Origin of the sequence: Parafrankia irregularis, from assembly GCF_001536285.1 — a bacterium.
Taxonomy (GTDB): domain Bacteria; phylum Actinomycetota; class Actinomycetes; order Frankiales; family Frankiaceae; genus Parafrankia; species Parafrankia irregularis.
In genome coordinates this window covers 217,749-241,927 of record NZ_FAOZ01000001.1, presented here as the reverse complement: position 1 = coordinate 241,927, position 24,179 = coordinate 217,749, and the positions used below count along the sequence as shown (strand labels likewise).

General features: G+C 71.3%; 22 protein-coding genes. 11 read left to right on the top strand and 11 right to left on the bottom strand.

Annotated elements, in window-relative coordinates; all coding sequences use genetic code 11:
* Window positions 1–59 precede the first annotated feature (59 nt).
* Window positions 60–470, top strand: coding sequence for a winged helix-turn-helix transcriptional regulator (locus AWX74_RS01005; protein ID WP_091270583.1), 411 nt, complete (start codon window positions 60–62; stop codon window positions 468–470).
* 33 nt (window positions 471–503) lie between these two features.
* Here the strand turns inward: AWX74_RS01005 and AWX74_RS01000 are convergent, their stop codons facing one another.
* The 3 genes from AWX74_RS01000 to AWX74_RS00990 all read right to left on the bottom strand — a co-directional run bounded on the left by AWX74_RS01000 (window position 504) and on the right by AWX74_RS00990 (window position 4,551).
* On the bottom strand, window positions 504–1,979 hold the full coding sequence (locus AWX74_RS01000; RefSeq protein ID WP_091270581.1) for an ATP-binding protein: 1,476 nt from the start codon (window positions 1,977–1,979) through the stop codon (window positions 504–506).
* Between the two features lie 20 nt (window positions 1,980–1,999).
* Entirely contained in the window at window positions 2,000–3,727 is a 1,728-nt protein-coding gene (locus AWX74_RS00995) for an NAD(P)/FAD-dependent oxidoreductase (RefSeq protein ID WP_226930728.1), read from the bottom strand.
* 176 nt (window positions 3,728–3,903) lie between these two features.
* Window positions 3,904–4,551 (bottom strand): hypothetical protein, encoded by a 648-nt coding sequence (locus AWX74_RS00990; RefSeq protein ID WP_091271085.1) that lies wholly within the window; start codon window positions 4,549–4,551, stop codon window positions 3,904–3,906.
* 204 nt (window positions 4,552–4,755) lie between these two features.
* On the opposite strand from AWX74_RS00990, the gene AWX74_RS00985 reads away from it, so the two are divergent.
* The 4 genes from AWX74_RS00985 to AWX74_RS00970 all read left to right on the top strand — a co-directional run bounded on the left by AWX74_RS00985 (window position 4,756) and on the right by AWX74_RS00970 (window position 7,245).
* Window positions 4,756–5,358 carry a MerR family transcriptional regulator gene (locus AWX74_RS00985; protein ID WP_091270578.1) on the top strand — a complete coding sequence of 201 codons (603 nt, stop codon included), beginning with the start codon at window positions 4,756–4,758 and terminating at the stop codon, window positions 5,356–5,358.
* A gap of 193 nt (window positions 5,359–5,551) precedes the next feature.
* Complete coding sequence (locus AWX74_RS00980; RefSeq protein ID WP_226930729.1) at window positions 5,552–5,926, top strand: thioredoxin family protein; 375 nt, start codon at window positions 5,552–5,554, stop codon at window positions 5,924–5,926.
* A gap of 137 nt (window positions 5,927–6,063) precedes the next feature.
* The gene (locus AWX74_RS00975; RefSeq protein ID WP_091270576.1) at window positions 6,064–6,774 is read left to right on the top strand and encodes an MBL fold metallo-hydrolase; all 711 of its coding nucleotides are present in this window, start codon (window positions 6,064–6,066) and stop codon (window positions 6,772–6,774) included.
* A 144-nt stretch (window positions 6,775–6,918) separates the two neighbouring features.
* Window positions 6,919–7,245, top strand: coding sequence for an Rdx family protein (locus AWX74_RS00970; RefSeq protein WP_091271082.1), 327 nt, complete (start codon window positions 6,919–6,921; stop codon window positions 7,243–7,245).
* Between the two features lie 90 nt (window positions 7,246–7,335).
* Here the strand turns inward: AWX74_RS00970 and AWX74_RS00965 are convergent, their stop codons facing one another.
* The 4 genes from AWX74_RS00965 to modA form a co-directional block, all read right to left on the bottom strand.
* The gene (locus AWX74_RS00965; RefSeq protein ID WP_091270574.1) at window positions 7,336–8,115 is read right to left on the bottom strand and encodes a CAP domain-containing protein; all 780 of its coding nucleotides are present in this window, start codon (window positions 8,113–8,115) and stop codon (window positions 7,336–7,338) included.
* A gap of 99 nt (window positions 8,116–8,214) precedes the next feature.
* On the bottom strand, window positions 8,215–9,342 hold the full coding sequence (locus AWX74_RS00960) for an ABC transporter ATP-binding protein (RefSeq protein ID WP_091270572.1): 1,128 nt from the start codon (window positions 9,340–9,342) through the stop codon (window positions 8,215–8,217).
* Complete coding sequence (locus tag AWX74_RS00955; RefSeq protein ID WP_091270570.1) at window positions 9,339–10,160, bottom strand: ABC transporter permease; 822 nt, start codon at window positions 10,158–10,160, stop codon at window positions 9,339–9,341. Before AWX74_RS00955 ends, AWX74_RS00960 begins: the two co-directional genes overlap by 4 nt.
* Before the next feature lie 41 nt (window positions 10,161–10,201).
* Window positions 10,202–11,035 (bottom strand): molybdate ABC transporter substrate-binding protein, encoded by an 834-nt coding sequence (gene modA / locus AWX74_RS00950; RefSeq protein ID WP_054567299.1) that lies wholly within the window; start codon window positions 11,033–11,035, stop codon window positions 10,202–10,204.
* 105 nt (window positions 11,036–11,140) lie between these two features.
* On the opposite strand from modA, the gene AWX74_RS00945 reads away from it, so the two are divergent.
* The 4 genes from AWX74_RS00945 to AWX74_RS00930 all read left to right on the top strand — a co-directional run bounded on the left by AWX74_RS00945 (window position 11,141) and on the right by AWX74_RS00930 (window position 16,120).
* On the top strand, window positions 11,141–11,707 hold the full coding sequence (locus AWX74_RS00945; protein ID WP_091270568.1) for a pyridoxamine 5'-phosphate oxidase family protein: 567 nt from the start codon (window positions 11,141–11,143) through the stop codon (window positions 11,705–11,707).
* A gap of 214 nt (window positions 11,708–11,921) precedes the next feature.
* Window positions 11,922–13,871, top strand: coding sequence for a bifunctional diguanylate cyclase/phosphodiesterase (locus AWX74_RS00940; RefSeq protein ID WP_091270566.1), 1,950 nt, complete (start codon window positions 11,922–11,924; stop codon window positions 13,869–13,871).
* Between the two features lie 266 nt (window positions 13,872–14,137).
* Window positions 14,138–15,304, top strand: coding sequence for an alpha/beta hydrolase family protein (locus AWX74_RS00935; protein ID WP_091270564.1), 1,167 nt, complete (start codon window positions 14,138–14,140; stop codon window positions 15,302–15,304).
* A 240-nt stretch (window positions 15,305–15,544) separates the two neighbouring features.
* Window positions 15,545–16,120 (top strand): hypothetical protein, encoded by a 576-nt coding sequence (locus AWX74_RS00930; protein ID WP_091270562.1) that lies wholly within the window; start codon window positions 15,545–15,547, stop codon window positions 16,118–16,120.
* Here AWX74_RS00930 and AWX74_RS00925 read toward each other — a convergent pair.
* The 4 genes from AWX74_RS00925 to AWX74_RS00910 form a co-directional block, all read right to left on the bottom strand.
* Window positions 16,066–16,704 carry a hypothetical protein gene (locus AWX74_RS00925; protein ID WP_091270559.1) on the bottom strand — a complete coding sequence of 213 codons (639 nt, stop codon included), beginning with the start codon at window positions 16,702–16,704 and terminating at the stop codon, window positions 16,066–16,068. The two genes, AWX74_RS00930 and AWX74_RS00925, sit on opposite strands and share 55 nt — an antisense overlap.
* Window positions 16,705–16,913: 209 nt before the next feature.
* The gene (locus AWX74_RS00920) at window positions 16,914–17,738 is read right to left on the bottom strand and encodes a FadR/GntR family transcriptional regulator (RefSeq protein WP_091270557.1); all 825 of its coding nucleotides are present in this window, start codon (window positions 17,736–17,738) and stop codon (window positions 16,914–16,916) included.
* A 747-nt stretch (window positions 17,739–18,485) separates the two neighbouring features.
* Complete coding sequence (ahpD, locus tag AWX74_RS00915; RefSeq protein WP_091270555.1) at window positions 18,486–19,025, bottom strand: alkylhydroperoxidase, AhpD family; 540 nt, start codon at window positions 19,023–19,025, stop codon at window positions 18,486–18,488.
* Window positions 19,025–19,585 carry a peroxiredoxin gene (locus AWX74_RS00910; protein ID WP_091270553.1) on the bottom strand — a complete coding sequence of 187 codons (561 nt, stop codon included), beginning with the start codon at window positions 19,583–19,585 and terminating at the stop codon, window positions 19,025–19,027. The genes ahpD and AWX74_RS00910 overlap by 1 nt, the downstream gene beginning before the upstream one ends.
* 112 nt (window positions 19,586–19,697) lie before the next feature.
* Between AWX74_RS00910 and AWX74_RS00905 the strand changes: the two genes are divergently transcribed.
* Both AWX74_RS00905 and AWX74_RS00900 read left to right on the top strand, forming a co-directional pair.
* Entirely contained in the window at window positions 19,698–20,645 is a 948-nt protein-coding gene (locus AWX74_RS00905) for a LysR substrate-binding domain-containing protein (protein ID WP_091270551.1), read from the top strand.
* A gap of 705 nt (window positions 20,646–21,350) precedes the next feature.
* On the top strand, window positions 21,351–23,993 hold the full coding sequence (locus AWX74_RS00900; protein WP_091270550.1) for a carboxylate--amine ligase/circularly permuted type 2 ATP-grasp protein: 2,643 nt from the start codon (window positions 21,351–21,353) through the stop codon (window positions 23,991–23,993).
* The last annotated feature ends 186 nt before the right edge of the window (window positions 23,994–24,179 follow it).

Genomic DNA, 24,179 nt, shown 5'->3' with positions numbered 1-24,179 from the left:
GGGGAACGGTCAGTGACCATGCTGGGGGAGCGCTCACACCGGCGGAAGAAGGCACTTTCATGTCCCAGCGGAACATCGATGTGACGGGCGACGGCCTCACCGTGGATCAGGCTGTCATCGAGGCCTGCCCGATCATGGAGGTGCTTGACCAGGTCAGCGGCAAGTGGAGCGTCAGCATCCTGATCGCGGCCGCGCACGGTCCGGTCCGCTTCACCGAGCTGGAACGCGGAATCGACGGCATCAGCCGGCGCATGCTGACCCTGACCCTGCGCCGGCTGGAACGAGACGGGCTGCTGACTCGCAAGGTCTATCCGACCGTGCCGCCGAAGACGGAGTACACCGCCACGAGCGTCGCGCGTGAGCTTTTCGCGCCGCTTTCCGCGCTCCGCGACTGGGCGGAGCGCCACCAGATGACCATCGCCTCAGCCCGGCACGAGTACGACCACCGGGCGGCGGAAACCGGGAGCTGAGAGCGGGAGCCGAGATCGGGAGCCGAGGGCGGGTCAGCCCTGCTCGGCGGCCTCCACGGCGGATTCCAGGGGGCTCGTGAGGTCGGGACGTATCGGCAGACAGACCCGGAACCGGGTGTCGCCGGGCACCGAGGTCACCGTCAGGTTGCCGTGGTGGCGGTTGACGACGATGCGCCATGAGATGTCCAGGCCCAGCCCGGTTCCCTCGCCGACCGGCTTGGTCGTGAAGAACGGCTCGAAGATCCGGTCCTGGATGTCCGCCGGGACACCCGGGCCGCTGTCCCGGATCTCGACCACCAGGTCGTCGTGGTCGGCGGTGGTCACGACGGTGAGGGTGCCCGTGCCCCCCATCGCTGCCGCGGCGTTGTCGATGAGGTTCGTCCACACCTGGTTGAGCTCGGCGGCATGGACCGGGATCTCCGGCAGCGCCCGGTCGTACTCGCGCACGATCTGGACCCCCGCGAGCTTGGCACCCAGCATGGCCAGCGTGCTGTCCAGCAGCTCATGGACGTCCGCCTGCCGGTAGGGCGCCCGGTCGAGCTGGGAGTACTGCTTGGTCGCGGCGAGCAGGCCGGAGATCCGGTTCGTGGAGTCCTCGATCTCCTTCATCAGCAGCTCGCTCTCGACGGTGTACGTCAGCCAGCGGACCGCGCCCTCCAGGATCTGCGCGGGCACGGTGACCGCGACCCGTTCCAGCCAGTCGACGTCGAAGCCGCCCTGGACGAAGGTGGGCGCCAGCTCCCAGCCGCCCGCGATGCCGTGATCGTCAAGCCAGTCCGCGACGCTGTCCTCCCGGTCGCTGGTCTCCATCGGTGTGAGCGACGGAGCCTTGCCGACCCGTTCCGCCGCCTCCTCCTGCAGGGCGATCAGCGCCTCCAGGGCCGGGCGGTCGTACGGTCCGGCGGCGATGAGGCCCAGCTTGTGCCGCATACCGGCGACCCGTTCGCGCAGCGACGCCGTCGCCCGCACCGCGGCGGCGGCCGGGTTGTTGAGCTCGTGGGTCAGGCCCGCCGACAGCGAGCCGAGAGCCAGGAGGCGCTCACGCTGCCCGGTCTGCTGCTGCAGGTTCTGCAGCCCGAAGAACAGCCCTTCGAGCATGTGGACGGCCATCGGGAACCATTCGCGCATGAGCCGCGCCAGCGCCGCCCCGTCCAGCACGACGAAACGTGACGGTGAGGTCACCCGCATCGAGTTGTTGTACAGCTGCGGCACCCGCTCGCCCAGGTAGGCGAACCAGGCCCCGGCGTAGACCCCGCGCTGGTCGGTGCGGGTGACCTCGACGTCGTCGTCGCCGATCCGCCGGGTGAGTACCAGCGAGCCCTCGACCAGCACGTAGAAGCAGGTGGCCGGTTCGCCCTCACGGAACACCGGCCCCGGCTCGATGAGCTCGACGTGGCCGTTGCGGCAGATCCAGTCAAGCTGCTCGTCGGTGAGCTTCTCGAACAGGAACAAGGTGCGCAGCTCGTCGATGTCGCAGGGCAGCCTGTTCTCCGCCACGTCGTCCGCCATGTCAGCCTCCCCGTGGCCGATCAGCGCCCGGCCAGATAGCGATGCACCAGCGCGACCGCCATCGCGCCCTCACCCACGGCCGACGCGACCCTCTTCACCGACTCGGCGCGCGCGTCGCCCGCCACGAACACACCCGGCAGGCTGCTTTCGAGGTGGTACGGATCCCGATCCGGCGCCCAGCCTGCCGGCCGGCGGCCGTCGACGATGAGATCCGGCCCGGCCAGCACGAACCCGTGCTCGTCGCGGGCGACGACCCCGTCGAGCCAGTCGGTGCGGGGCGCGGCCCCGATGAAGACGAACAACCAGTGGGTGTCGACCTTCTCCGTCTGGCCCGTCGAACTGTCGCGCAGCACGAGGCCTTCGAGATGGTCGGTACCGTGCGCGGACACGACCTCGGTGCAGGTCCGGACCGTGATGTTCGCGACGGCCGCGATCTGCTCGATGAGGTAGTGCGACATCGAGGCCTCAAGCCCGGAACCCCGGACGAGCATCGTGACCGACCGGGCGTGCCGGGCGAAGTACATCGCCGCCTGCCCGGCGGAGTTCGCCCCACCCACGATGTAGACGTCCTCGCCGCTGCAGCTCGGAGCCTCCGTGAGCGCCGAGCCGTAGAAGACGCCCTGGCCGGTCAGGTCGCCGAGGCCCGGGGCGTTGAGCTGCCGGTAGGAGACACCGGTCGCGAGGATGACCGCGTGGGCGTCGATCCGGCCACCGTCACCGAGCACCAGCCGCCGGGCGGGGCCGGCGGCCTCCAGGGCGACCGCGTCGGCGGTGGTCAGCAGCTCCGCGCCGAACTTGAGCGCCTGGCGGCGGGCCCGGTCGGTGAGCTGCGAACCGGAGACACCGTCGGGGAACCCCAGGTAGTTCTCGATCCGGGAGCTCTGCCCGGCCTGGCCGCCTGTCGCGTGCCGTTCGACGAGGAGCGTCCGCAGGCCCTCGGAAGCCCCGTACACCGCCGCGCCGAGGCCCGCCGGCCCGCCGCCGACCACGATCAGGTCGTAGAAGTCGCCGGCCGGCGCCGTCGCGAGCCCGACCCGGTTCGCGAGCTCGACGTCGCTCGGGTTGACGAGCGCGGTGCCGTCGGTGGTGATCACGCACGGGATCGAGTCGGGCTCCGCGCCGGCCGCGGCCAGCAGCCGCTCGCCCTCCGGCTCGTCCGCCAGGTACCAGCGGTACGGCACGTGGTTGCGGGCCAGGAAGTCCCGCACCTCGTAGGAACGGGCCGACCAGCGGTGCCCGACCACCCTGGCCTCGGCGACGGGCTGACGGTCCGCCGCCCGCCAGGCTTCGAGCAGCGCGTCCAGAACCGGGTAGAGCTTCTCCTCCGGCGGATCCCAGGGCTTGAGCAGGTAGTGGTCGAGGTCGATGACGTTGATCGCGTCGATCGCCGCGTTGGTGTCCGCGTAGGCGGTCAGCAGGACGCGCCGGGCCGCGGGGAACAGGTCCATCGCCTGCTCCAGGAACTCGATGCCGTTCATGCCCGGCATCCGGTAGTCCGCCAGGATGACGGCCACCTCGCCCCCACGCAGCTTGATCTCGCGCAGTGCCTCCAGCCCCTGGGACCCGGACTCGGCCCGCACGATCCGCCACGACCCGCCGTAACGCCGGCGCAGGTCACGGGCGACCGCCCGCGAGACGTTCACGTCGTCGTCGACCGTCAGCAGCACCGGCCGGTCCCCGCCCCGCCCAGCCGAGGCGGCATCGCCGGTGCCGGGCGCCGGATGAGCCGACGTCTCGGTGGGCGTCATCGCTGTGCCGGCGAGGCTGCTGGGTGAGCTGGCTGGCGGGCCACAGGTGGTCGACGGCGTTCGGTCACGGGCCTCAGTCTAGGTTGCCCACCCGCATCAGCCGTCCGGTCCGGACGAATGCCCTGGACCTGGGCGTAACGGGTGGACGACGTGGCGCAGCGCCGGGGCAGCGATGATCAGTGGTCCCGGTGGTCGAGAGCCTCCTGACGGCCCAGGAACCGGCGGATCTGATCGCTCGCGGACGCACCGGTGGGCCGGATGGCGCCTGCCCGCGCCGGGCCCTCGTCTCGCCGCCCGCCCGCGGTTCCCGACGACCGCCCGGCCCTGCCGCCACCGCCACCGCTGGCGTCGGCGTCGGCTGGCGCGGAACACGGGGGAATACCGCCGGGCAGACAACCGACCAGCACCGTGTCAACCGGGACGAGGGGAACGATGCCGTCGAGGATCAGCTGTCCCGGCGCGCGGTCTCCCTCCCAGGCACCGTCGGGCCGTTGGACGAAGAGCTCCTGCCCGTACACCGCGAAGCGCAGCGGCCTCGGCCCCGGCCGGGCGGAGATCGCAGGCGCACCCGTGCCCCGGCCCACGGCGATTCCCATGTCCTGTTGTCCGGCACCGAGATCGGCAGCGACTCTCAGGCGTTCCGCGGCCGCCCTGATACGCCGTGGGCTCAGACCGGCGCGGCGCAGCGCGGCCACAGCTCTGGCCTGGGTCAGCTCGCCACGCCCCGGACGTACCAGGCCGGAGCGACGCCAGTAGGCCAGCTGGCTGGGCGTGACGTGGCCGGTGTCGGAGGATTCCGGAGCAGGCCTGGCCGTTCGGCGCATCCTGTCCGTCACCCGGCGAATGTAACCGCCGGGGTCGTATCGGGCTCGTCCGAGGTGTCGCCACGCCTACCGCGACGGCGACAGCGGTGCGCTGGCGTCGGTACTGGTCCGGGCGAACGGTCGGCTCCGAATCAGGCTGGCCTTGACGCCGACGTGAACGTCTAGCGTCGACGATGACGCGGCACGACGGCGAAGGAGACACGGATGCGCATCGGTGAGTTGGCACGGCTCGCCGGCACGAGTCCCCGGGCACTGCGGTACTACGAGCAACACGGGCTGCTCCCCGCCAGGCGGATGTCCAACGGCTACCGGGACTACGACGCCGCGGACCTCCGCGCGGTCGAGGAGATCAGGGCCCGGGTAGCCGAGGGCTTCGCGCTCGCCGAGACGCGCCCGTTCGTCGAATGCCTCCGGGCCGGGCACGGGAGCGGTGACGCCTGCCCGGATTCCATCGACGGCTACCGACGCCGGATCGCCGAGATCGACGACGAGGTGGCTCGCCTTCTCCAGGCGCGGGAGCAGCTCGCCGCGCGACTGGAGGCAGCTCGCCAGGCCGGCGGGGCGCCGCTGGCTCCCCCGCCGGCCGAGGCGGGCTCTCCCGGCCCCTGGCGGGATGTCCGAGGTCTCGGTGCCTCCGCCGAGCGGCCGGGGTGCGCGCTGTTCCCGCCCGACACACAGCGCGACGACGGGCCGCCCGGTCACGCATCGGATCGGCCGGAGACCACGGGCGGCCCGCTTTGGAGGGACGAGGTGCACGCGGTCATCGACGTCCGCCGCCGCACACCGCCAGAAATTCGCCCCCAATAGGAACAAACAGGTCGCGGAGCCGCCTGGCAATCGGCAAGAACTGAGGATTTCGGTTGCTACAGCAGCCAGAATCCTCACTTCTTGCTCGGAAGCAGCGGGCGGCGGAAGTTCGAGGCTCGGGATTCCGCAACGGGCTCCGCTCCATGAACGCCGAATCCCCATAACGACACCGACGCGAGGGAGTTCTCATCTCATGAACACATCTGACGTCCTGGCCCGCCCGCATCTGGCGGAGAACGACGCCGAGGCCGCGGTGCGGCACGCGGATGATGACACGTTCGCCCAGATCGTGCTGGGTTCACCGATGCCCGTTCTCGTCGACTTCCACGCCGACTGGTGCCCGCCGTGCCGGCTCATGCGGCCGATCCTCGGGCAGATCGCGGCCGAGCTGGCAGGGCGTCTGCGAGTGGTCGAGGTGGATGTCGACGCGAGCCCGAAAACGGCCCTGGCCTACGGCGTGCTGGCGATGCCGACCATGGTCGTGATCAGGGATGGCGCCCAGCTGGCGACCATGGTGGGAGCCCGCAGCCGACGGCGACTGCTGGAGGACCTCGCCCCGTATCTGTAGGCCACGCGGGGCCCGCCGCGACGCCGCGGCGAGGCGCCCGCGGCAGGGCGCTCGGGTCGCGAGGCATGGCCGGCGACGGTCCGCACCGGAGCCTGGGGGTTCTGGAGCGTTGGGGCGGTGCTCCGTAGGCTCGCGGTGTGAGCGAGCGCCTGTACTTCCGTCAGCTTCTGTCCGGTCGTGACTTCGCGGTGGGGGATCCCGCCGCGACGCAGATGGTCAACTTCGTCTACCTCATCGGTGATCGGGAGACCCGCGAAGCTGTCGTCGTCGACCCGGCCTACCGGGTCGGGGACCTGCTCGACATCCTCGCCGCCGACGACATGCGGCTGACCGGGGCGCTGGTGACGCATCACCACGCCGACCATGTGGGTGGCACGGCCTTCGGCATCGAGCTGGAGGGCATCCGTGAGCTGCTCGAACGCACCTCGGTGCCGATCCACCTGCAGCGGGACGAGGCGGAGTGGGTGCGCCGGGGGACCGGTGTGGGCCAGGCGGAGCTTGTTGAGCACGCCGACGACGACGTCGTCACCGTCGGTGCGGTCGACATCCGGCTGCTGCACACCCCGGGGCACACGCCGGGGAGCCAGTGCTTCCTGGTCGACGGGCGCCTCGTCGCGGGGGACACGCTGTTCCTCGAAGGATGCGGGCGGATGGACTTCCCCGGTGGCGACGCCGCCGCGATGTACGACAGCCTGCGCCGGCTCGGTGCCCTGGCGGACGACGTGACCGTCTACCCGGGCCACCGGTACTCGGCGGAGTCCTCCGCCGAGCTGAGCGTCGTGCGCAAGATGAACTACGTCTTCCGGCCGACGAGTTCGAAGCAGTGGCTCGCGATGCTCGGTGCCTGACGGCCGGGGCCTGGATGGCCGATGCCTGGACGGCCCGGCCTGGACCGGTTGACGTCGCGGCTGTGAGGCCGGACGTTGGGGTTGGCGGGCGTGACGGGGCTGGTGCCGGGTGACGCGGCTGTCAGGGTGATGGAGATGGTGGCAATGGGTGCTGAATCCGAGCCGACGGTTGGGGCCGGCTCCGCCGAGCTGGGTGGTCCGGGCCGGCCCTGCGTGGAGATCGAGTACTGCACCCGCTGCCGATGGCTTCCACGCGCCGCGTGGCTGGCCCAGGAGCTGCTCACGACCTTCGAAACGGATCTCGGCTCGGTCGCGCTCGTGCCGGGCAGTGGCGGCGTGTTCACCGTCCGGCTCGATGGCGAGGTGCTGTGGGACCGGCGCGAGCAGGGCTTTCCCGAACCGTCCGCGGTCAAGCGCGCCCTGCGTGACAGGGTCGCGCCGGGGCGCCCGCTGGGGCACGTCGAGCACTGACCGCGGCGCCGCATCGAGCCCCGCGGCCAGTGCCGACGTCCCCTGTCGTCGGGTGCCCCCGCACCGGCGTGGTCCTGGAGCCGGGGCCGGTCAGCGTGTTCCGAACACCTGCGTCCAGTAGTAGCGATACGAGCCGCCTTCGGCGTAGCCGACGCCGATGTGGGTGTAGGCGCAGTTGAGGATGTTGGCGCGATGGCCCGAACTGCCCATCCACAGCGCGATGGCGGCCGCCGGGGTTGCCGAACCGGCCGCGATGTTCTCGCCGACGTAGGAGGACGGGAAGCCGGCAGCCCGGGCCCGGTCGCCCGCCGAGGTGCCGTCGAGGCCGGAGTGGCTGAAGTAGTTGTTCGCGGCCATGTCCGCGGAGTGGGCCTGGGCCGCGGCGGACAGGCTGGCGTCGACGGCGAGCGGTCCGCATCCGGCCGCCCGCCGCTCGACGTTGGTCAGCCGGACGACCTCGTCCTGCCGGGTGCCCGCCGCCGGGGCCGTGGACGGTGCCGGGACCGGTCGCGGCGATGCGCTCGGCGGCGTCGTCGCGGGTCTGGTGGTCGTGGGCGGCGGTACCGGCGCCGGGGCCTGCGCCTGGGTGGTCGCCGGCGCCGGGATCGGTCCGGCGGGGGCGGTGGATGTGGCCGGGGCCGAGGCTGGCGTTGTCACCTGGGCCGCGGTCGTGGTTGGCGCTGTCGGTGTGGCCGGTGTCGGCCCGGCTGGCGTCGCCGTGGCGGGTGACGCGCTCGGCGTCGCTGCGGCGGTTGTCGGCTGGCCGCCGTTGTCGGCCAGGTCGATCGGATCGGTACGGCAGGACGAGGCGGCCGCGACAAGGGCGGCTGCGACTGCTGCGCTGGCGACGGTCTTACGGACCCGGGCCATTGGAGACTCCTTTGGCGATCTCCCCCCTCGCAACGCCTCGAACTGTAGCGAACCCGGCATTCGGTGCGCGTGTCGGGTGGTCGCTTCCAGGTTCGGAGCTCAGATCCCGGGCTCGGCCTGGCCGTAGACCTCGACGTGCTTGCGGTCGATCGTGAGCCACACGGTCGTGCCGCGGACGAGCCGCAGCTCCGCCAGCCGCCGGGCCGGGATCTCCGCGCGCACCACGGGTGTGGTGGAGATCTGCACCCGTACCTGGTCGCCCAGCTGCTCCACGGATGTCACCGGCCCGGTGAGGACCAGGACGCCTTCCGCGCGCAGGGGCTCCTCCAGGTGCACACCGACATCCGACGGGCGCAGCGCGACGAGGACCTTCCCTGCCGGCGCGTCGGAAGGCCCCAGGAGCGTGACCGGCGTGCCACCGACACCGACACCGCCACCGGCCGTGTCGAGGGTGACCAGGCCGTCCGAGCTGGTGCCGGGGAAGAGGTTCAGCCCGGCCAGCCGCGCGACGTACGGCGTGCGCGGGCGGGTGATCACCTCGACCGGGGTGCCGCGCTGCACCACCCGGCCGCGTTCGAGCACGGCGACGTCGTCGGCCAGGGTCAACGCGTCCACCGGGTCGTGGGTGACCAGGACGACGGGGACGTCCAGGGTGGGCAGCAGCGCACGGATCTCGGCCCGGACCTCCAGGCGGGTGCCCGCGTCCAGCGCCGCGAGCGGTTCGTCCAGCAGGAGGAGGCCCGGGTCGGGGGCCAGTGCGCGCGCGAGCGCGACCCGCTGCGCCTGCCCGCCGGACAGTGCGTTCGGGCGCAGGTGCGCGACCTCCGCGAGGCCGAGCCGGGCGAGCCACTGGCGGGCGGCGGCGCGGGCCGCCCCCCGGCGGACCCGATGACGTACCCGCGGTCCGAACGCGACGTTGTCGATGGCGTTCAGATGCGGGAAGAGCAGATAGTCCTGGAAGACGTACCCGGCGCCGCGGTGCTCGGGGGAGACGAAGTGCCGGTTCTCCGGCTGGTCGAGGACGACTCCGTTCAGCACGATCTGCCCGGACCGCAGCGGAACAAGCCCGGCGAGGGCGCGCAGCAGGGTGCTCTTGCCGGCGCCGTTGGGGCCGAGGACGGCGAGGGTGCGCCCGGGCTGGACGGTCAGCTCGGCGTCGAGGTCCAGCGTGCCCAGCTGGATGCCGATGCGGGCGACGAGGCCGCTCCCGTCGGACTTTATGATCATGCGATCCCCTGGGCCTGTCGGCTGTTCCACCAGCGGCCGCGCAGGGCCACGAGCACGACGATGCTGACGCTCAGCAGCACGAGGGACAACGCGATGGCTTTCTCCGGATCGACCTCCATGGCCAGGTAGACGGCGAGCGGCATGGTCTGGGTGGTCTTCGGGAAGTTGCCGGCGAACGTGATCGTCGCGCCGAACTCGCCCAGCGCCCGGGCCCAGCACAGCACGGCACCCGCCCCGATCGCGGGAAGGATCATGGGCAGTGTCACCCGGCGGAAGGTCGTCACCCGGCTGGCGCCCAGCGTCGCCGCGGCCTCCTCGAAGCGCTGGTCGGCGGCGCTCAGCGCGCCCTCGACCGACAGGACGAGGAAGGGCATCGCGACGAAGATCTGCGCGAGGATCACCGCGTCGGTGGTGAACGGGATGGTCAACCCGAACCAGTTGTCGAGGTGGCGACCGACGATGCCGCGCCGCCCCAGCACGAGCAACAACGAGACACCGCCCACGACGGGCGGGAGGACCAGCGGAATGGTCACCAGCGCGCGGATCAGGTCCCGCCCCGGGAAGGACGCGCGGGACAGTGCCCACGCGAGCGGGACGCCGAACACCATGCAGATGGCCGTGGCGATGGTGGCCGTCCGCACCGAAAGCCACAGCGCGTGCCGGGTCGACGGGTCGGTGAGCAGATCGGGCAGTGACTCCCACGGCGCCCTGATGATCAGGGCGACCAGTGGGAACAGCAGAAAGACGGTGGCGAGCGCCGCCGGCACGGCGAGCGGCCAGGGCGCGCGGACTCGTGCCTCGCGGCGTGCGCGGGTCACAGGCCGCGTGCGGGCTGCTCGCCGTGCCAGGCGGCGGGTGGTCACTTCGCCGGGCCGAAGCCGGCTTCGGTGAGCACCTTGGTGCCGTCGGCGGACAGGACGTAGTCGACGAAGGCCTTCGCGGTCTCCGCGTCCTTGGACTCCTTCAGCGCGACGATCGGGTAGCTGGTCTTCGCGTTGACGTCGGCCGGGATCTCGACGCCGATGACCTTCTTCGGGTCGGCCGAGGCGACGTCGGTCTGGTAGACGAGGCCGGCGTCGACCTCACCCAGGCTGACGGAGGTCAGGACGGCCTTCACGTCGGCGCCGTAGGTCACCGGGGTCACCTTCTCGCCGGCCTTCTCGAGGACGGTGGTGGCGGCCACGCCACACGGCACCTGCGCCTCGCACAGCGCGACCTTCACGCCGGCCTCGTCGAGGTCACCGATCTCGTCGATCTTGGCCGGGTTGTCCGCCGGCACCGCGATCTCGAGCGAGTTCGTGGCGAAGGTCGTCGGACCGGTGGCGTTGCCCGCGTCGACGACCTCGGTCATGTTCTTCGCGCTCGCGGAGGCGAACACGTCCGCCGGCGCGCCCGAGTTGATCTGCTGCGCCAGGGCCGAGCTCGCGGCGAAGGAGAACGTGACGGTCGTGCCGGGGTGGGCCGCTTCGAACTGCTTGCCCAGCGTGGTGAACGTCTCGGTCAGCGAGGCCGCGGCCAGAACGGTGATCTTGTGAGGCTCCGCCGACGCGGTGACGCTGGCGGAGGGAGCGGCGGTGGCCGTGTCGTCATCGTCGTCGGACCCGCAGCCCGCCGCGACGAGCGCGAGGGCGGGGACCAGGACGAGGGGAACGGCGAGGCGAGAGACACGGGCTTTGCGCCCTGTACGGATCATCGACACGGATGCACGATACAGCCGCAATCGCGGAATCTGTCTCCTTCTTCAGGCCGCGTTTACGGATCGGTAACCGCCTGCCTGTGCGCATGGGAGGCTGGCCCCATGACGGTTGATCTCAGTGGGCGCGGCGCGGCCTTCCTCGAGTTCTGGCGGGAGCGGCATCTGTGCAGCCTGACCACGGTGCGTCCGGACGGTACGGCCCACGTCGTCCCGGTCGGTGTGACGCTGGAGCCGGCGGCCGGCCTGGCCAGGGTGATCACCTTTCGGCGTTCACGCAAGGTCGCGCTGATAAAGGGTCGTGACGGGGTCACGGCGGGTGAGCGTTTCACCGAGGCGCGGTCGGCAGGGTTGTCATTCGGTGACGACGCCGACGCCTTTGATGGCGAATTGTCCGAAATTGAAGCGCGTGGCGGCGCTATTGCCGCCGCGGAGAACGCGTCGGGTCGGGTCGCGTCACGGCCGGGATCGGCGCCCGGCGTTCCCGTGGCGGTGTGTCAGATCGACGGGCCTCGATGGTCGACCCTCGAAGGGCTGGCGGTCGTCCGGGACGATCCGGCCGCGGTCGCCGAGGCGGTGCGTCGTTACGCCGAGCGGTACCGAGCCCCGCGGGTGAACCCTGAACGGGTCGTCCTGGAGATCTCGATAACCCGGGTTCTCGGCACACTCTGACCAGGAGTTTCGAAGTTCCTTCCCCGGCGAGATGTGATGCAGATCACGGATTTTGTTACGGATGGGTTACGTGTGGAGTGGCGTGGTGGCGATCAAGGGTGACGCGGGCCAGCGGGTGGACCGTGGCGATGGCCGACACGGCGCGGTGACCGACAGACCGGGGTGTTGCGGACATTAGACTGCGCACTCCGGGCGGCGCGGTACGGGAGGTGCGGTGATCGCTGGGGTTGCGGGCCTGGCCGCGGCTGCGTCATCGGTCGGGATGCTGATCGTCACCGCCGACGGCCGGGTGGCGTGGGTCAACGACGCGCTCGTCGAACTGGTCACCGGCACGCGTGACCCGGACTCGCCGTTCGAGTCCCGCCTCGCGGTCGCCGAAGCCGGGCTGCCGCTCACCGGGCTGCACCCAGGCGCCCCACCGGCTGTCGCCGACTGGACCGCGGTCGACGGAACGTCGCATCTGCTGCGGATCACCTGCCGTGACATGAGCGCGGGTCAGCCCTCGGAGCTGCTGCTCTTCGAGATCGTGGATCTGGCGGACGAGGCTGTGGCGAGCGGCCTCGGCCTGCTGCCCGGATCCGCCGGCGCGGCCGTCGACGCCACGCCGGGTGTTCCGACGCGGGATCCGGATGATCCCGCGGACGGCGTCGACCTGCCGGGCGGTGCCGCGGCGCCGGGCGGTGTGGGCGCGCTGGGAAGCGCAGGCGCACCGGGCGACGGAGCCGGGTCGTCCGGTGAAGTGGTGTTGCCCGGTGCGGGCGAGGTGGTGCCGTCTGACGGAGCCGCCCCGTCTGACGGAGCCGCGCCGGATGGTGGAGCGGCGCCGGATGGTGGAGCGGCGGCCGAGGTCGGGGCAGCGGCGGCGGCCGGGGTGTCCACCGATCCGCTGACCGGGCTGCTCACCCGGTACGCGATGGCGGAGGACCTGGAGATCCGGACCACAGGCGTACAGACCGCGGTGGGCTCGCTGCTCCTGCTTGACGTCGATCATCTTGCCGATGTCAACGATCTGCAGGGCTACTCGGTGGGCGACGCCGTGCTCCGTGCCGTGGCCGGCCTGCTACGGGAGGAACTGCCGGCGGACACCGTGCTCGGGCGCCTCGGTGGGGACGAGTTCGCCGTCCTCCTGGGCGAGGGCGGGGGAGACGAGGGCCTCGCGATCGCCGAACGCCTGTGCGCCGCGGTCGCCGCCCGCACCGCCGCGGCCGAGGAGGTCGCGGTCCAGGCCACCGTCAGCATCGGCGTGGTCCCGCTGGAGCTTGCGGCCGGCAGCGAGGCCGCCTTCGCCTGGGCGGACCTCGCGCTGCGGGAGGCCAAGCGGGTGGGGCGCAACCGGGCCCGGCTGTTCACCCGTGAGCAGTACGACGAGGCGGCCCTGCGGGTCACGGTGACCAGCAGGGTGGCGGCGGCGCTCGACAACGGCCAGATGTCGCTGGACGTCCTGCCCGTCGTCGACCTCGCGAGCCGCGAGGTGATCGGCTTCGAGCTGCTCTCCCGGCTGCGGGACGGGATCTGGCCCGAGCTGGGCCCACGCGGCTTCCTGGCTGCCGCCGAGCACACCGACCTCGGTCTGCACCTTGACCGCTGGGTCGTGCTGCGCGCCGTGAACGCACTGCTCAGTGGACTGTCCGGGCGGCTCTACGTGAATCTCGCGGCCCGCTCACTGCGGGATCCGGCCTTCGGTGACTTCGTCCTCTCGACCTTGCGCGATGGTCGTGTCGACCCCTCCCGCCTGGGCCTGGAGATCTCCGAGAGCGCCGCGGTGGCGAATCCGGATGCCGCGCGGCGCCTCGCCGAGCAGCTCGGCGCGGCTGGCTGCGCGGTACTGCTCGACGACTTCGGGATGACCACCGGGGCGGTGACGGCGCTGCGGAACCTTCCGCTGTGGGCGGTGAAGATCGATACGGGGCTTGTTCGCACCATCGACACCAGTCCGCGTGATCGGGCCCTGGTCGAGGCGGTCGTCCAGATCGCACGGTCGGCAGGAATGATCGTGATCGCCGAAGGTGTCGACCGCGCCACGCTGCCGTCGGCGTTGCTCGACATCGGTGTCGGGATTGCGCAGGGTTATCACGTCGGACGTCCACGGCGCCTGACCGAGCTGCTCGGTGGTCCGGACGGGGATGACGTCACGACGGTGATGAGCCTGGGCGGCCGTCGCTGAGCAGGCCACCGTTGACCAGGTACCCATGGCCTCGCGGGACCGTTCGGGGCCGCTTCGGACCACTCTGGAGCACGCACGGGTTTCGCTGATCCGGTCGCTCCGGAGTGGTCGCTGTGCGTAGTGTCAGGGCTGTGGTTGGGGCGTCGGGAACGGCGCCGTCGCGGCGCGCCCGGCTGGGCTCCCGGGCGTTCTCCGCGCGTGGGGGTCGCCCGTTCCGAAGGCCGCCCTCGACGGGGTCACTCTGGTCAGGGGCAGCGGCAGCCGCGGTGCTGGGGGGAACACTGCTGGTCACCTTCGGGCCTCCGCCCGCCGGTGACAGCGCGCCGGCGGGCCATCCTCCGCCGGCTGCCGCGGCCGCTGTGCGGTCGCGACCCGACCAGGTGCCGCCCGACCAGGTGCCGCCCCCCGACCAACCAGGGCCGTATGCGGTGGGCTACCAGACCCTGATCGTGCCCAACCCCGATCGCCCCGACCGCACCCTGACGACGTCGGTCTGGTACCCGACCTGGAAGGGGCCGACGTCTGCCGCCGAAGGACCGCGGGACGGCGCCGCCCGCTACCCGGTGGCATCCGACATCGCGGTGCCGTCGCGAGTCGCCCTGCAGGGGAGGACGATCGCGCCCGGTCGTTTCCCGCTGGTGGTGATCTCGCACGGCAGCGCGGGCAGCCGGGTGCAGCTCGCCTATCTCGCCGAGGCGCTGGCGACGCACGGCTTTGTCGTGGCCGCGCCGGACCATCCGGGCGACACCATGATCGAGGCCGCTGAGGGCCGGCAGGCACCACTGGTGGAGCTGGCCAGCGATCGGTCGGTGGACGTCTCGAACGTCATCAGCGCGTTCACCGATGACGACTGCCCGCTCTCCAGCATCGTCCGGGCAGATGCGATCGGGGTGGTCGGCTTCTCCTTCGGCGGTCTGACCTCGGTCGTCTCCACGGTCGGGTTTCTGCGCGCGCCAGCCGACCCTCGGGTGCGGGCCGTGGTCGGCATCGCCCCGGCCACCGAGGTCGTCCCGGCGCGGCTGCTCGGCCGGGTTCGGGTCCCGGCCCTTCTGATCGGAGGTCATCTGGACGGCGCGGTTCCGTTCGAGCGCAACGCGAGACGTGCGTTCGACGAGCTCACCGGCGCGCACCCGCGCTACCTGGTCACGGTGGCGGGCGGGACGCACAACTCGTTCACCGAGATCTGCGCGCAGGCCGCGGCGGCCCGCGGGCACGAGGTCGAGGACGGAGTGCGCGTCCGGCTCGAGGTGACGGAGGAGCTGACCTGCCGACCACCGGCCATCGACAGCGACCGTGCGCACGGCCTGGCCACCTACTACACGGTGGCTTTTCTGGAGAGCCGGCTGGCCGGCGTGCCGGGCTACGACAGCTATCTCACCGTGGCGGCGGCGGCAGAACGCCACCCCGAAGGCGAGCTCCGCGTGGCGAGCTGAGCCCGGCAGGAAACGTCTGTGGTCTGATCAGCCGCTACGCTGCCGTTCACCTGCGATGACGCGTCGAGCGACGGCGATGCCACCGTCGTGGACGGCCAATCAGATGACCGCCCCCGATCACGGCGGCTACGGTGACCCGACCGGCCGGTGCCGACTCTCCCGGCGGCTGGCCGGTCGTCGTCGGTGTGGCGGGCAGCGTCCAGCGGTACGGCGATGTGACCCGCGAGGAGGTCGACCAGCATGTCCGCTCGCCAGATCCGGCGGTTTCACCTGGAGCGAGAGACAGATGTGTCCGGAGTTTCGGGCACCGGGGCGGTGGCCTACGGAGTGCAGGCTCCGGACGGTACCTGCGTGTTGTGGTGGAACTCCGACCACGGATCCGTCGCCATCTACCCGTCGATGCAGTCACTTTTGGCGATACACGGCCACGGCGGGATGACCAGCGCCGTGTACATCGACGGCCCGGAGGCGGCCGGCCGGGCCGCTGCCCTCGCGCCACCCGAGCCCGGCACGACCGACCTGACGGGCACGACCGGCACGACCGGTGCGGCGGCGCATGACGCGCCCAGGTCGTCGGTGGGTGCGCCGCGTGCCAGGCGGGTGCCCGCAGCCGCCAGGGTCGGCGGCAGGCGGGGCGCCGTGGCACGCGGCGCCGGCCGGAACGGGCGTGGGCGCATCGCCAGGCCCTCCTGGGGAGCTGCCGCCGGCCTGATCATCGGGCGGGCGGCCACGCGGGGTGGTGCCGCCCGGGCCCTGCCTGTTCAGGCCAGCGGGCGGAAGCACGGCGCGGTCGGACCATCCGGGTCGATGGTGTAGAGGGCAAGCGTGCCGGCCATGTCCTGAGGGTCGACTCCGATCATTCGCATGTCCTCGGCGAGGCTGGCCATCACGCCGAGGGCATGGCGCAGCATGACGGCGGCCATGCCGTGCGGGCTGTCGAGCTTGGCGCGGAACTCGACCGCGGAACCGGCGTCGGACGTCAGCGCCGCCAGCGTGCCCAACCTGATTCGATCGGTCAACGTCTCCCAGACCCGCTCCGACTCCGGAGCCTCCGGGCTACGCCATACCTGGCGATAGGTCATCGCGGCGACCACCGCGGCCGGGGGGCGCCCCGTCCGCAGGTGGATCGTGACCGTCCACATCGCCAGCAGCCAGGACAGTGCTGTCATCGTGCGATGGGGGTCATCCTCCACTCGTTCGACGAGCTGTTGCTCGGCGGCAAATCTGGTCTGAACTGACAGCCATGCCACGACGAGTCGCTCTATGTCGACGACGTCGATCATGGGTAGTTCACGGGGATGGGGACGGGCGAGCGCGGCGGCCCGCCGTGAGCTGGTATCTACCAGGGCCAACGCCCCCGCGTCCGGGAGAGTCTGCCAGGCAAGTCCCGACAGCGGCATGGCGCACACGCTAACCCGGAGCGGGAGCTTTAACCATCAGGGTTGATGAAAGCTTGTTGTCAGTTACGTTTCCCGTCCTACCCGTCTGTGCCGGTCGGTCGGTTTTTCTGCCGTTTCTGTCACCTTTGCTTCCCGATCGGTGACAGGCGATGCCTGGCGGCGCGCCCAGAGTGCCCGGTCAGGGACACAGCGGGGCCGCCGCCGCATCGTCACTCGCCCAGAAGGTCTAGGACGATGGTGGGGGGCTGGGTGGGTGTGGTCGTGATGTGGGTGCGCCAGTGGGTTTCGGCGGCGTCGGGGTCGTGATGCGCGATGAGGTCGAGCAGGTGGGTGTGGTCGTGGTGGTTGTGAGGCGCGGGGTGCGGGGGTGGTGTGTGGGTGTCGAGGATGTGGCGGAGCATCCCGGCGATCATGGTGAGGGTCTGGTTGCCGGCGTGCTCGAGGAGCTGGTGGTGGAAGTGGGCGGGGTCGGGATGGGTGAGGGCCGTGTGCAGGGCCGTGAGCGTGGCGTCGGTGTGGTGGGTCGCAAGCAGGCGGACGGCCGCGGGTTCGAGCAGGGTGTGGGCCGTGTGGACGTCGGCGAGAGTGGTGTGGCGGTGTTCGAGGACGAGGCCCGCGTAGCGTGCGGCGACCTGACCGTCGGGAGTGTGGACGCGGGCACCGCCGTGGGCGCCGCGGCGGACGGAGATGAGCGCCTCGGATTCGAGGACGCGGAACGCCTCGCGCAGGGTGGGGCGGGAGACGCCGAACTGCTCCATGAGGACGGCTTCGGGGGGCAGCGCGTCGCCTTCGACGAGCTCGCCGCGGACGATCTGGCGGCGGAGCTGGGCTGCGACGAGCTCGGCGGTCTTGGGTACCCGCACCTGCTGCCCGACCTTGTTCTCGGGCAGCGGGCCGATGCGCGGTGGGCCCGCCGACCCGGCGCCTGTTCCGTCGGCTGCTCCCGCTGCGGCGGATTCGCTGCCGCGCCGGGGTACGCGCAGCGCATGCCCTCCGCGCACTGCACTGATGTTGGCCGGATTCAGTAACGCCATGACGGTGCTCCCCCAGTTCCTCATGCCACCGGCATCCGCGGGTTGACGCGGCCGGCCGCATTGGCGGTGTCCATGTCCACGCTCGTCGTTGAGCAACGGCCGCGCCGGAGGTTCTGGCGCGCCCGCGATGACGTCCGACTGGCCTGGCGGACACCACCGTGGGCGCCGAGCGATCGAAACCCGACGACGACTACAAGGCCCTGACTACAAGGCGTGCTTGTGAAGTTGCATTGTGGCATCAGATGGACTGGGTTGGATGGGCTGGGGAGAATCAGACCACGGTGTAAACCACAAATGGCTTGGCGTAATACGGCCGCGTCGTTACTCAAAGTGGCGAGATCGCAATGGTCGCCGCCCGGCTCCCGGTGCGTTCCCGGGAGAGTGCTCGGCCCCGGATCCACATGCCGACCGGCATTCATCGACTGTGGGTGGCCGATGGTCGAGCGGCGTCGGCGACGTCGCCGCCGAAGCCACGCAATCACACAGGGTCGCGTTGCGTGGCTGCCTGGATCGGAGAACGATTTCGGTAGCCACTCCGCTCTCGGCGCGTCGCGGCACTCAGGGTGCCTCCGTCGTCGGCGTGTCGCACCCGGGCCGTTGGCCGTTGATGTGCCGCGGAACGCGAACGGGCCCGGCGTCGCGGTCGGTGCCACCGCGACGCCGGGCCTCATGCGAACCTGCAGGGCCTGCTGTCCTGCAGGGCCTGCTGCGCCGGCCGTTCTTTCCGGGTGGGCCGCTGGGCCTGTGTCAGGTCGCCGCGGCGACCTGTTCGTGTGCCTCGATGGTCACCGCCGCGGCGTGGACGACCGAGGCCACCCGGATCGCGTCCTGGATGACCTCCCGGGAGACGTCCCGCTTGCGTAGCTCCTGCTCGTGGGCGGTGAGGCACATACCGCAGCCGTTCACGGCCGAGACGGCCAGCGACCAGAGCTCGAAGTCGACCTTGTCGACGCCCGGGTTGGCGATGGCGTTCATCCGCAGCCCGGCCCGCAGCCTGGAGTACTCCTTGTCCTCCAGCAGATGCATCGTCCGGTAGTAGATGTTGTTCATGGCCATGAGCGCCGCGGCGGTGCGGGCGGCGGTCGCGGCCTCGGGGGTGAGGAACGCCTGGGCCTCGGCCTCCAGCTCCGCCAGTGCGGTGCGGCCGCGGCTGGCGATCGCGGAGGCCAGCACCGTTCCCCACAGCTGCTGGGGGCTCAGGTTGGACTGCGACGTCACCGAACCGAGGTTGAGCCGGATGTCCTTGGCGTAGTCGGGAAGCAGCTCCCGAAGGCGAGCCACCCCCATCAGGCCGCGACCTCCGCGGGGGCCTTGCCACCGCCGAGCGTGGCCTCGCCCTTCTGCCAGTTGCACGGGCACAGTTCGTCGGTCTGCAGGGCGTCGAGCACCCGCAGCACCTCGGCCGGGTTGCGGCCGACGCTGCCCGCGGTGACCATCACGAACTGGACGACGCCGTCCGGGTCGATGATGAAGGTCGCCCGCTGTGCCACACCGTCGTCCCCGAGCACGCCGCAGGCCTGGGTCAGCTCGCGCTTGATGTCCGACAGCATCGGGAACGGCAGCTCGCGCAGGTCCTCGTGGCTCTGCCGCCAGGCGAGGTGGACGTACTCGTTGTCCGTCGACACGCCGAGGATCTGCGCGTCACGGTCGGCGAACTCGCTGTTGAGCCGGCCGAACGCGGCTATCTCGGTCGGGCAGACGAAGGTGAAGTCCTTCGGCCAGAAGAACACGACGCGCCACTGGCCCGGACGGCTGCTGGAGGTCTCCTGCACGAACGCCGTGTCCGGGTTCAGGGAGACGACCCCGGTCAGGTCGTAGGCGGGGAAGACGTCGCCGACGGTCAGCATTCGAACGATCTCCTGTCTCTGGTGCCCCGGGGTGGGGCGACGGGCTCCACTCTTGCGACCGTCTACTCAGAAGGGAAATCGAAAGATTTGGGGAATCTGATAGCTTTAGGCTATGGCTCAACCTCAGCCCACCCTCGCCCAACTCCGGGCGCTGGTGGGTGTGGCGGATCACCGGCACTTCGGTCGGGCGGCGGCCTCGCTGCACGTCAGTCAGCCCACTCTGTCGAGCGCGGTGGCGGCGCTGGAGCGCACGCTCGGCATCCAGCTCGTCGAGCGCACCACCCGCAGTGTGCTGCTGACGACGGTCGGGGAGGAGATCGTCGCGCGGGCCCGTGGGGTCCTCGGGGCGGTGGACGACATCGCGCAGGTCGCGGTGCGTGCTCAGGCACCGCTGTCGGGTGATATCCGGCTCGGGGTCATCCCCACCGTGGCGCCCTATCTGCTGCCCCGCCTGCTCCCACTGCTGCGCGCCCAGCGGCCGCAGGCGAGCCCGAGGCTGCGGGAGGCCCAGACCGCGGCGCTGCTGGAGGAGCTGCGTGGCGGTGCGCTCGACCTGGCGTTGCTCGCGCTGCCGACCGACGAGCCCGGAGTCGCCGAGCTGCCGCTCTACGACGAGGATTTCGTCCTGGTGACACCGGTGGATCATCCGATGGCCGGCGGGGACGGGCTGCCGGTGGCCGCGCTCGGTGGCCAGGAGCTGCTGCTGCTGGAGGACGGGCACTGCTTCCGGGCCCAGGCTCTCGACGTGTGCCGGGAGGCGGGGGCGCGGGAGCGCAGCGCGTTGCGTGCCGCGAGCCTGTCGACGATCGTGCAGATGGTCGCCGGCGGGCTGGGGCTCACGCTGGTTCCCGCGGCCGCGGTGGGTGTCGAGGTGGGGGAGGGGCGCGGCCTCGCGACGGCGACCTTCTGCACCCCGGCGCCCCGCCGGCGGATCGGTCTCGCGTATCGGGCGACGTCCGCCCGGGTGGCCGAATGGAGTCTGCTCGCCGCCGAGATCCGTGCGGCGCTGCCGGGAACCGGCCTGCCGGTGACACCGGCGGCGCTGACGGCGGGTTCCTGACGCATCCGGGGGGTATCGCCGGCAACGGATTTCGTCTCCGTCTGCGTGGTTTTCCTTCGGATTCTCTCCTCGCCGGCGGACGTCTTCGGTTGTCGCGATTTCTGATGTGCCGATTCCCGCCACCGCCTCACGATCTCGATCCCCGATCGAGATCGTGGCGCGTACCCCGACGGCCGTCCTGGTGGGCTCGTGCCGGTCGGACTCGGATGGTGACCGATGGGTCGTTCCGTCCTCGTTCCGTCCTCGTTCCGTCCCCGGACGGGTGGCTGCCCGGTGCCTGTGGCGCTATCAGCCGCCTGACGATCCGAGGCTCGATTAGGGCGATTAGTCACGGTTTAAACTGGTTCTCTGCGGGTAGGGGAGGCGTGCTGGCGGTGGCTGCGGCTTGCCCTGGCCGGCACGCAGGCGTCGTCCCTGCCCGCTGTGCAGCGGGGGCAGGGTGGCCGTCCGCGGATCTGGCCCGCATGGAATCCGCCATGCGTGGTGGACCGCGCCCGAACAGGTTCGGAGCCGACTGTGAACAGGCCCGATGTGAACAGGCGAGGCCGCGGGGTGCCCGTGGAGCCGAGGATTCCGGTGCGTGGGATTCATCTGTGCGGCATGACAAATCATGACATCCCGCCCGGAATAAATCGGGCCCGGGTGAGCAGCGGTGATACGCCCAGGACATATCCCCGTAACCCGTCGGCCCTAGTGTAGGTATTCATGAGCGACGCGCGGATTGCGGCGGTCGGTGTAGAAGAAGAATTTCACATCCTCGATCTCGAAACACGGCGACTTGTTCCGCGGGCCGCCGAGATACTGCGTGGGCTCCCCGACGACCAGTTCTCCCAGGAGCTGCTGAAGTCCGTCGTCGAGACGAACAGCAGGCCGTGTACCGACCTGGCGGACCTGCGGGCGGACCTGGTCGACCTGCGTCGTCGCCTCGCCGCCGTCGCGGAGCCACTCGGCCTGGGCCCGGCGGGCGCCGGGACCGTGCCGATCTCCACCCAGGCCCACGACGTCTCGCCGGACCCGCGATACCTGCAGATGGCGGAGGAATACCAGCTCCTCGCCCGCGAGCAGCTCATCTGCGGCGCTCAGGTCCACGTCGACGTGGCTGATCGGGACCTGGCGATGGCGGTCACCTCCTGGGTGGCACCGTGGCTGCCGATGCTGCTCGCGCTCTCGGCCTCCTCACCGTTCTGGAACGGCGAGGACAGCGGCTACGCGAGCATGCGGACGATGGTCTGGCAGCGATGGCCCACCGCCGGCGTCGCCGGCCCCTTCCAGACCGCCGCGGAATACGACCAGCTGGTGGCGGACCTGGTCAAGACCGGTGTCATCAGCGACCCCGGAATGGTCTATTTCGACATCCGGCCCTCGGCGCACCTGCCCACGGTCGAGCTGCGCATCTGTGACGCCTGCCCGGATGTGGACACCGTGATCCTGATCGCCGGTCTGTTCCGAGCGCTGGTGTGCCGGGCGATCGACTCCGTCACGGCAGGCGACCCGGCGCCACCGCCCCGCGGCGAGCTGCTGCGGGCGGCCACCTGGCGGGCGGCCCGCTCCGGTATCGAGGGCGACCTGGTCGACACGTCCGGCGCCGGCAGCGTGCCGGCGGAGCAGCTGCTGCGGCGGCTGCTGGCCGAGGTGCGTCCCGAGCTCGAGCAGCTCGGAGACTGGGAGCTGGTGGGGCATCTGGCCGAAGCCGCGGTCGGGCACGGCAGCGCCGCCTCCCGCCAGCGCCGGGCCCACGCCCGCCGTGGGCTGCTGACGGATGTGGCCGACCTGCTGCTGACCGAGACCCGCGAGTCGCCGCCCGCGGCGACGGATCCGTTCGATGGGGTCGGCACCCGCGGCAGTGCTGGTGCTGCTGCTGGTGTCGGTGGCGCCGTGGCGTTGCCGCCGCCGGCGGCCCGGGCCGCGCGCTCCCTCCTCGGCCAGTACCGGCCGACCGGGTTCGACGAGGTCATGTCGGTCGATGAGGGTGTGCGGCCCGCGTACCGCGCCGTCGCGCGTGCCCTGGAACGCCTGGGGCCGGCCGTGCTCGCGGAGCGCGGCGAGGCCATGCAGGGCGAGCAGGTGGAACGCGGCGTGGTCTTCCGCGTCGACGGCGAGCAACGCCCGTTCCCGTTTGACCTGGTGCCACGGATCGTCGCCGCGGCCGACTGGGAGCGGCTGCAGGCCGGGCTGACCCAGCGGGTACGGGCGCTGGAGGCCTTCCTGCGCGACACGTACTCCGAACGGGCCGCGGTCGCCGACGGCGTCATCCCGCCGTGGGTGGTCAACGACTCCCCAGGTCTGCGGCACACCGGTCGGGTGCTGTCCCGCGACGGCGCACCGCTGTCCGGTGGGGCCCGGGCGACGGTGGCAGGCATCGATCTCGTCCGCGGCGGCGACGGGGGATGGCTCGTGCTGGAGGACAACCTGCGGGTGCCCTCCGGGGTCGCCTACGCGATCGAGGCCCGGCAGCTGACGCGTGCGGCGTTGCCCGAGCTCAGCCCACCGGGTGCCATCCTGAGCGTCAGCACGGTGCCCGCACTTCTGCACGAGGCACTGGTCGCCGCGGCGCCGCCGGCGGTGCACGGCGAGCCCGCGGTGGCCGTGCTCACCACCGGGCCGCGGGACTCGGCCTACTACGAGCACACCTTCCTCGCCGAGGAGATGGGGGTGCCGCTGTTGACCCCGACGGACATCCTGGTCGACGACGACATCCTGTACGCCGTGCCGGGTGGCCGGGGCCGGCGCCGGCGTGTCGACGTCCTGTACCGGCGGGTCGACGAGGACGAGCTGCTCGGGCTGCCCGGCGCGGACGGGGCGCCGCTCGGGCCGGGTCTGCTGCGGGCCGTCCGCGCGGGCACGCTGGCGCTGGCGAACGCGCTGGGCAACGGCGTCGCCGACGACAAGGTGGTGTACGCCTTCGTCGCCCGGATGATCACCTATTACCTGGGTGAGCAGCCCCTCCTCGATGATGTCCCGACCTACGTCTGCGGGGACCCCGACCAACGCGACCACGTCCTGGAGAACCTCGACCGGCTGGTCGTCAAGCCCGTCGACGGCTACGGCGGCGCTGGTGTCGTGATCGGCCCGGCCGCCGAGCCCGCGGAACTGGCCCAGGCCCGCGCGGGCATCCTGGCCGACCCGCGGGGCTGGATCGGCCAGGAGGTCGTGTCACTGTCGACTCACCCGACCTGGGTGGACGGCGAGCTCGCGCCCTGTGCGGTGGATCTGCGGGCTTTCGTCTACGCCGGGCGGGAGACGATCGTCGCCCCGGCGGCGCTCAGCCGAGTCGCGCCGGTCGGCAGCCTGATCGTCAACTCCTCGCGCGGGGGCGGTTCCAAGGACACCTGGCTGCTTCGGCCCTGACACCCCGAGGCTTCGGGTCACTGTGGTGTTGCGCACAGCAACACCACTGTCATCGTGGTGAAACCTCGGCCCACGAAGGTGGGTGGCGCGGTAGGCGCCGCGTCACCCACTGATCGAACCTGGCGCGCGTCTGCCTGTGACCTTCGCCGATTTCGGTGACTTCGGTGACCCGGATGCGTGGACCAG

Coding starts and splice junctions, on each gene's coding strand:
- AWX74_RS01005 (WP_091270583.1), top strand. CDS start 60: ATGTCCCAGCGGAACATCGATGTGACGGGCGACGGCCTCACCGTGGAT.
- AWX74_RS01000 (WP_091270581.1), bottom strand. CDS start 1,979: ATGGCGGACGACGTGGCGGAGAACAGGCTGCCCTGCGACATCGACGAG.
- AWX74_RS00995 (WP_226930728.1), bottom strand. CDS start 3,727: ATGACGCCCACCGAGACGTCGGCTCATCCGGCGCCCGGCACCGGCGAT.
- AWX74_RS00990 (WP_091271085.1), bottom strand. CDS start 4,551: ATGCGCCGAACGGCCAGGCCTGCTCCGGAATCCTCCGACACCGGCCAC.
- AWX74_RS00985 (WP_091270578.1), top strand. CDS start 4,756: ATGCGCATCGGTGAGTTGGCACGGCTCGCCGGCACGAGTCCCCGGGCA.
- AWX74_RS00980 (WP_226930729.1), top strand. CDS start 5,552: ATGAACACATCTGACGTCCTGGCCCGCCCGCATCTGGCGGAGAACGAC.
- AWX74_RS00970 (WP_091271082.1), top strand. CDS start 6,919: ATGGGTGCTGAATCCGAGCCGACGGTTGGGGCCGGCTCCGCCGAGCTG.
- AWX74_RS00965 (WP_091270574.1), bottom strand. CDS start 8,115: ATGGCCCGGGTCCGTAAGACCGTCGCCAGCGCAGCAGTCGCAGCCGCC.
- AWX74_RS00960 (WP_091270572.1), bottom strand. CDS start 9,342: ATGATCATAAAGTCCGACGGGAGCGGCCTCGTCGCCCGCATCGGCATC.
- modA (WP_054567299.1), bottom strand. CDS start 11,035: ATGATCCGTACAGGGCGCAAAGCCCGTGTCTCTCGCCTCGCCGTTCCC.
- AWX74_RS00945 (WP_091270568.1), top strand. CDS start 11,141: ATGACGGTTGATCTCAGTGGGCGCGGCGCGGCCTTCCTCGAGTTCTGG.
- AWX74_RS00930 (WP_091270562.1), top strand. CDS start 15,545: ATGTCCGCTCGCCAGATCCGGCGGTTTCACCTGGAGCGAGAGACAGAT.
- AWX74_RS00925 (WP_091270559.1), bottom strand. CDS start 16,704: ATGCCGCTGTCGGGACTTGCCTGGCAGACTCTCCCGGACGCGGGGGCG.
- AWX74_RS00920 (WP_091270557.1), bottom strand. CDS start 17,738: ATGGCGTTACTGAATCCGGCCAACATCAGTGCAGTGCGCGGAGGGCAT.
- ahpD (WP_091270555.1), bottom strand. CDS start 19,025: ATGGGGGTGGCTCGCCTTCGGGAGCTGCTTCCCGACTACGCCAAGGAC.
- AWX74_RS00910 (WP_091270553.1), bottom strand. CDS start 19,585: ATGCTGACCGTCGGCGACGTCTTCCCCGCCTACGACCTGACCGGGGTC.
- AWX74_RS00905 (WP_091270551.1), top strand. CDS start 19,698: ATGGCTCAACCTCAGCCCACCCTCGCCCAACTCCGGGCGCTGGTGGGT.
- AWX74_RS00900 (WP_091270550.1), top strand. CDS start 21,351: ATGAGCGACGCGCGGATTGCGGCGGTCGGTGTAGAAGAAGAATTTCAC.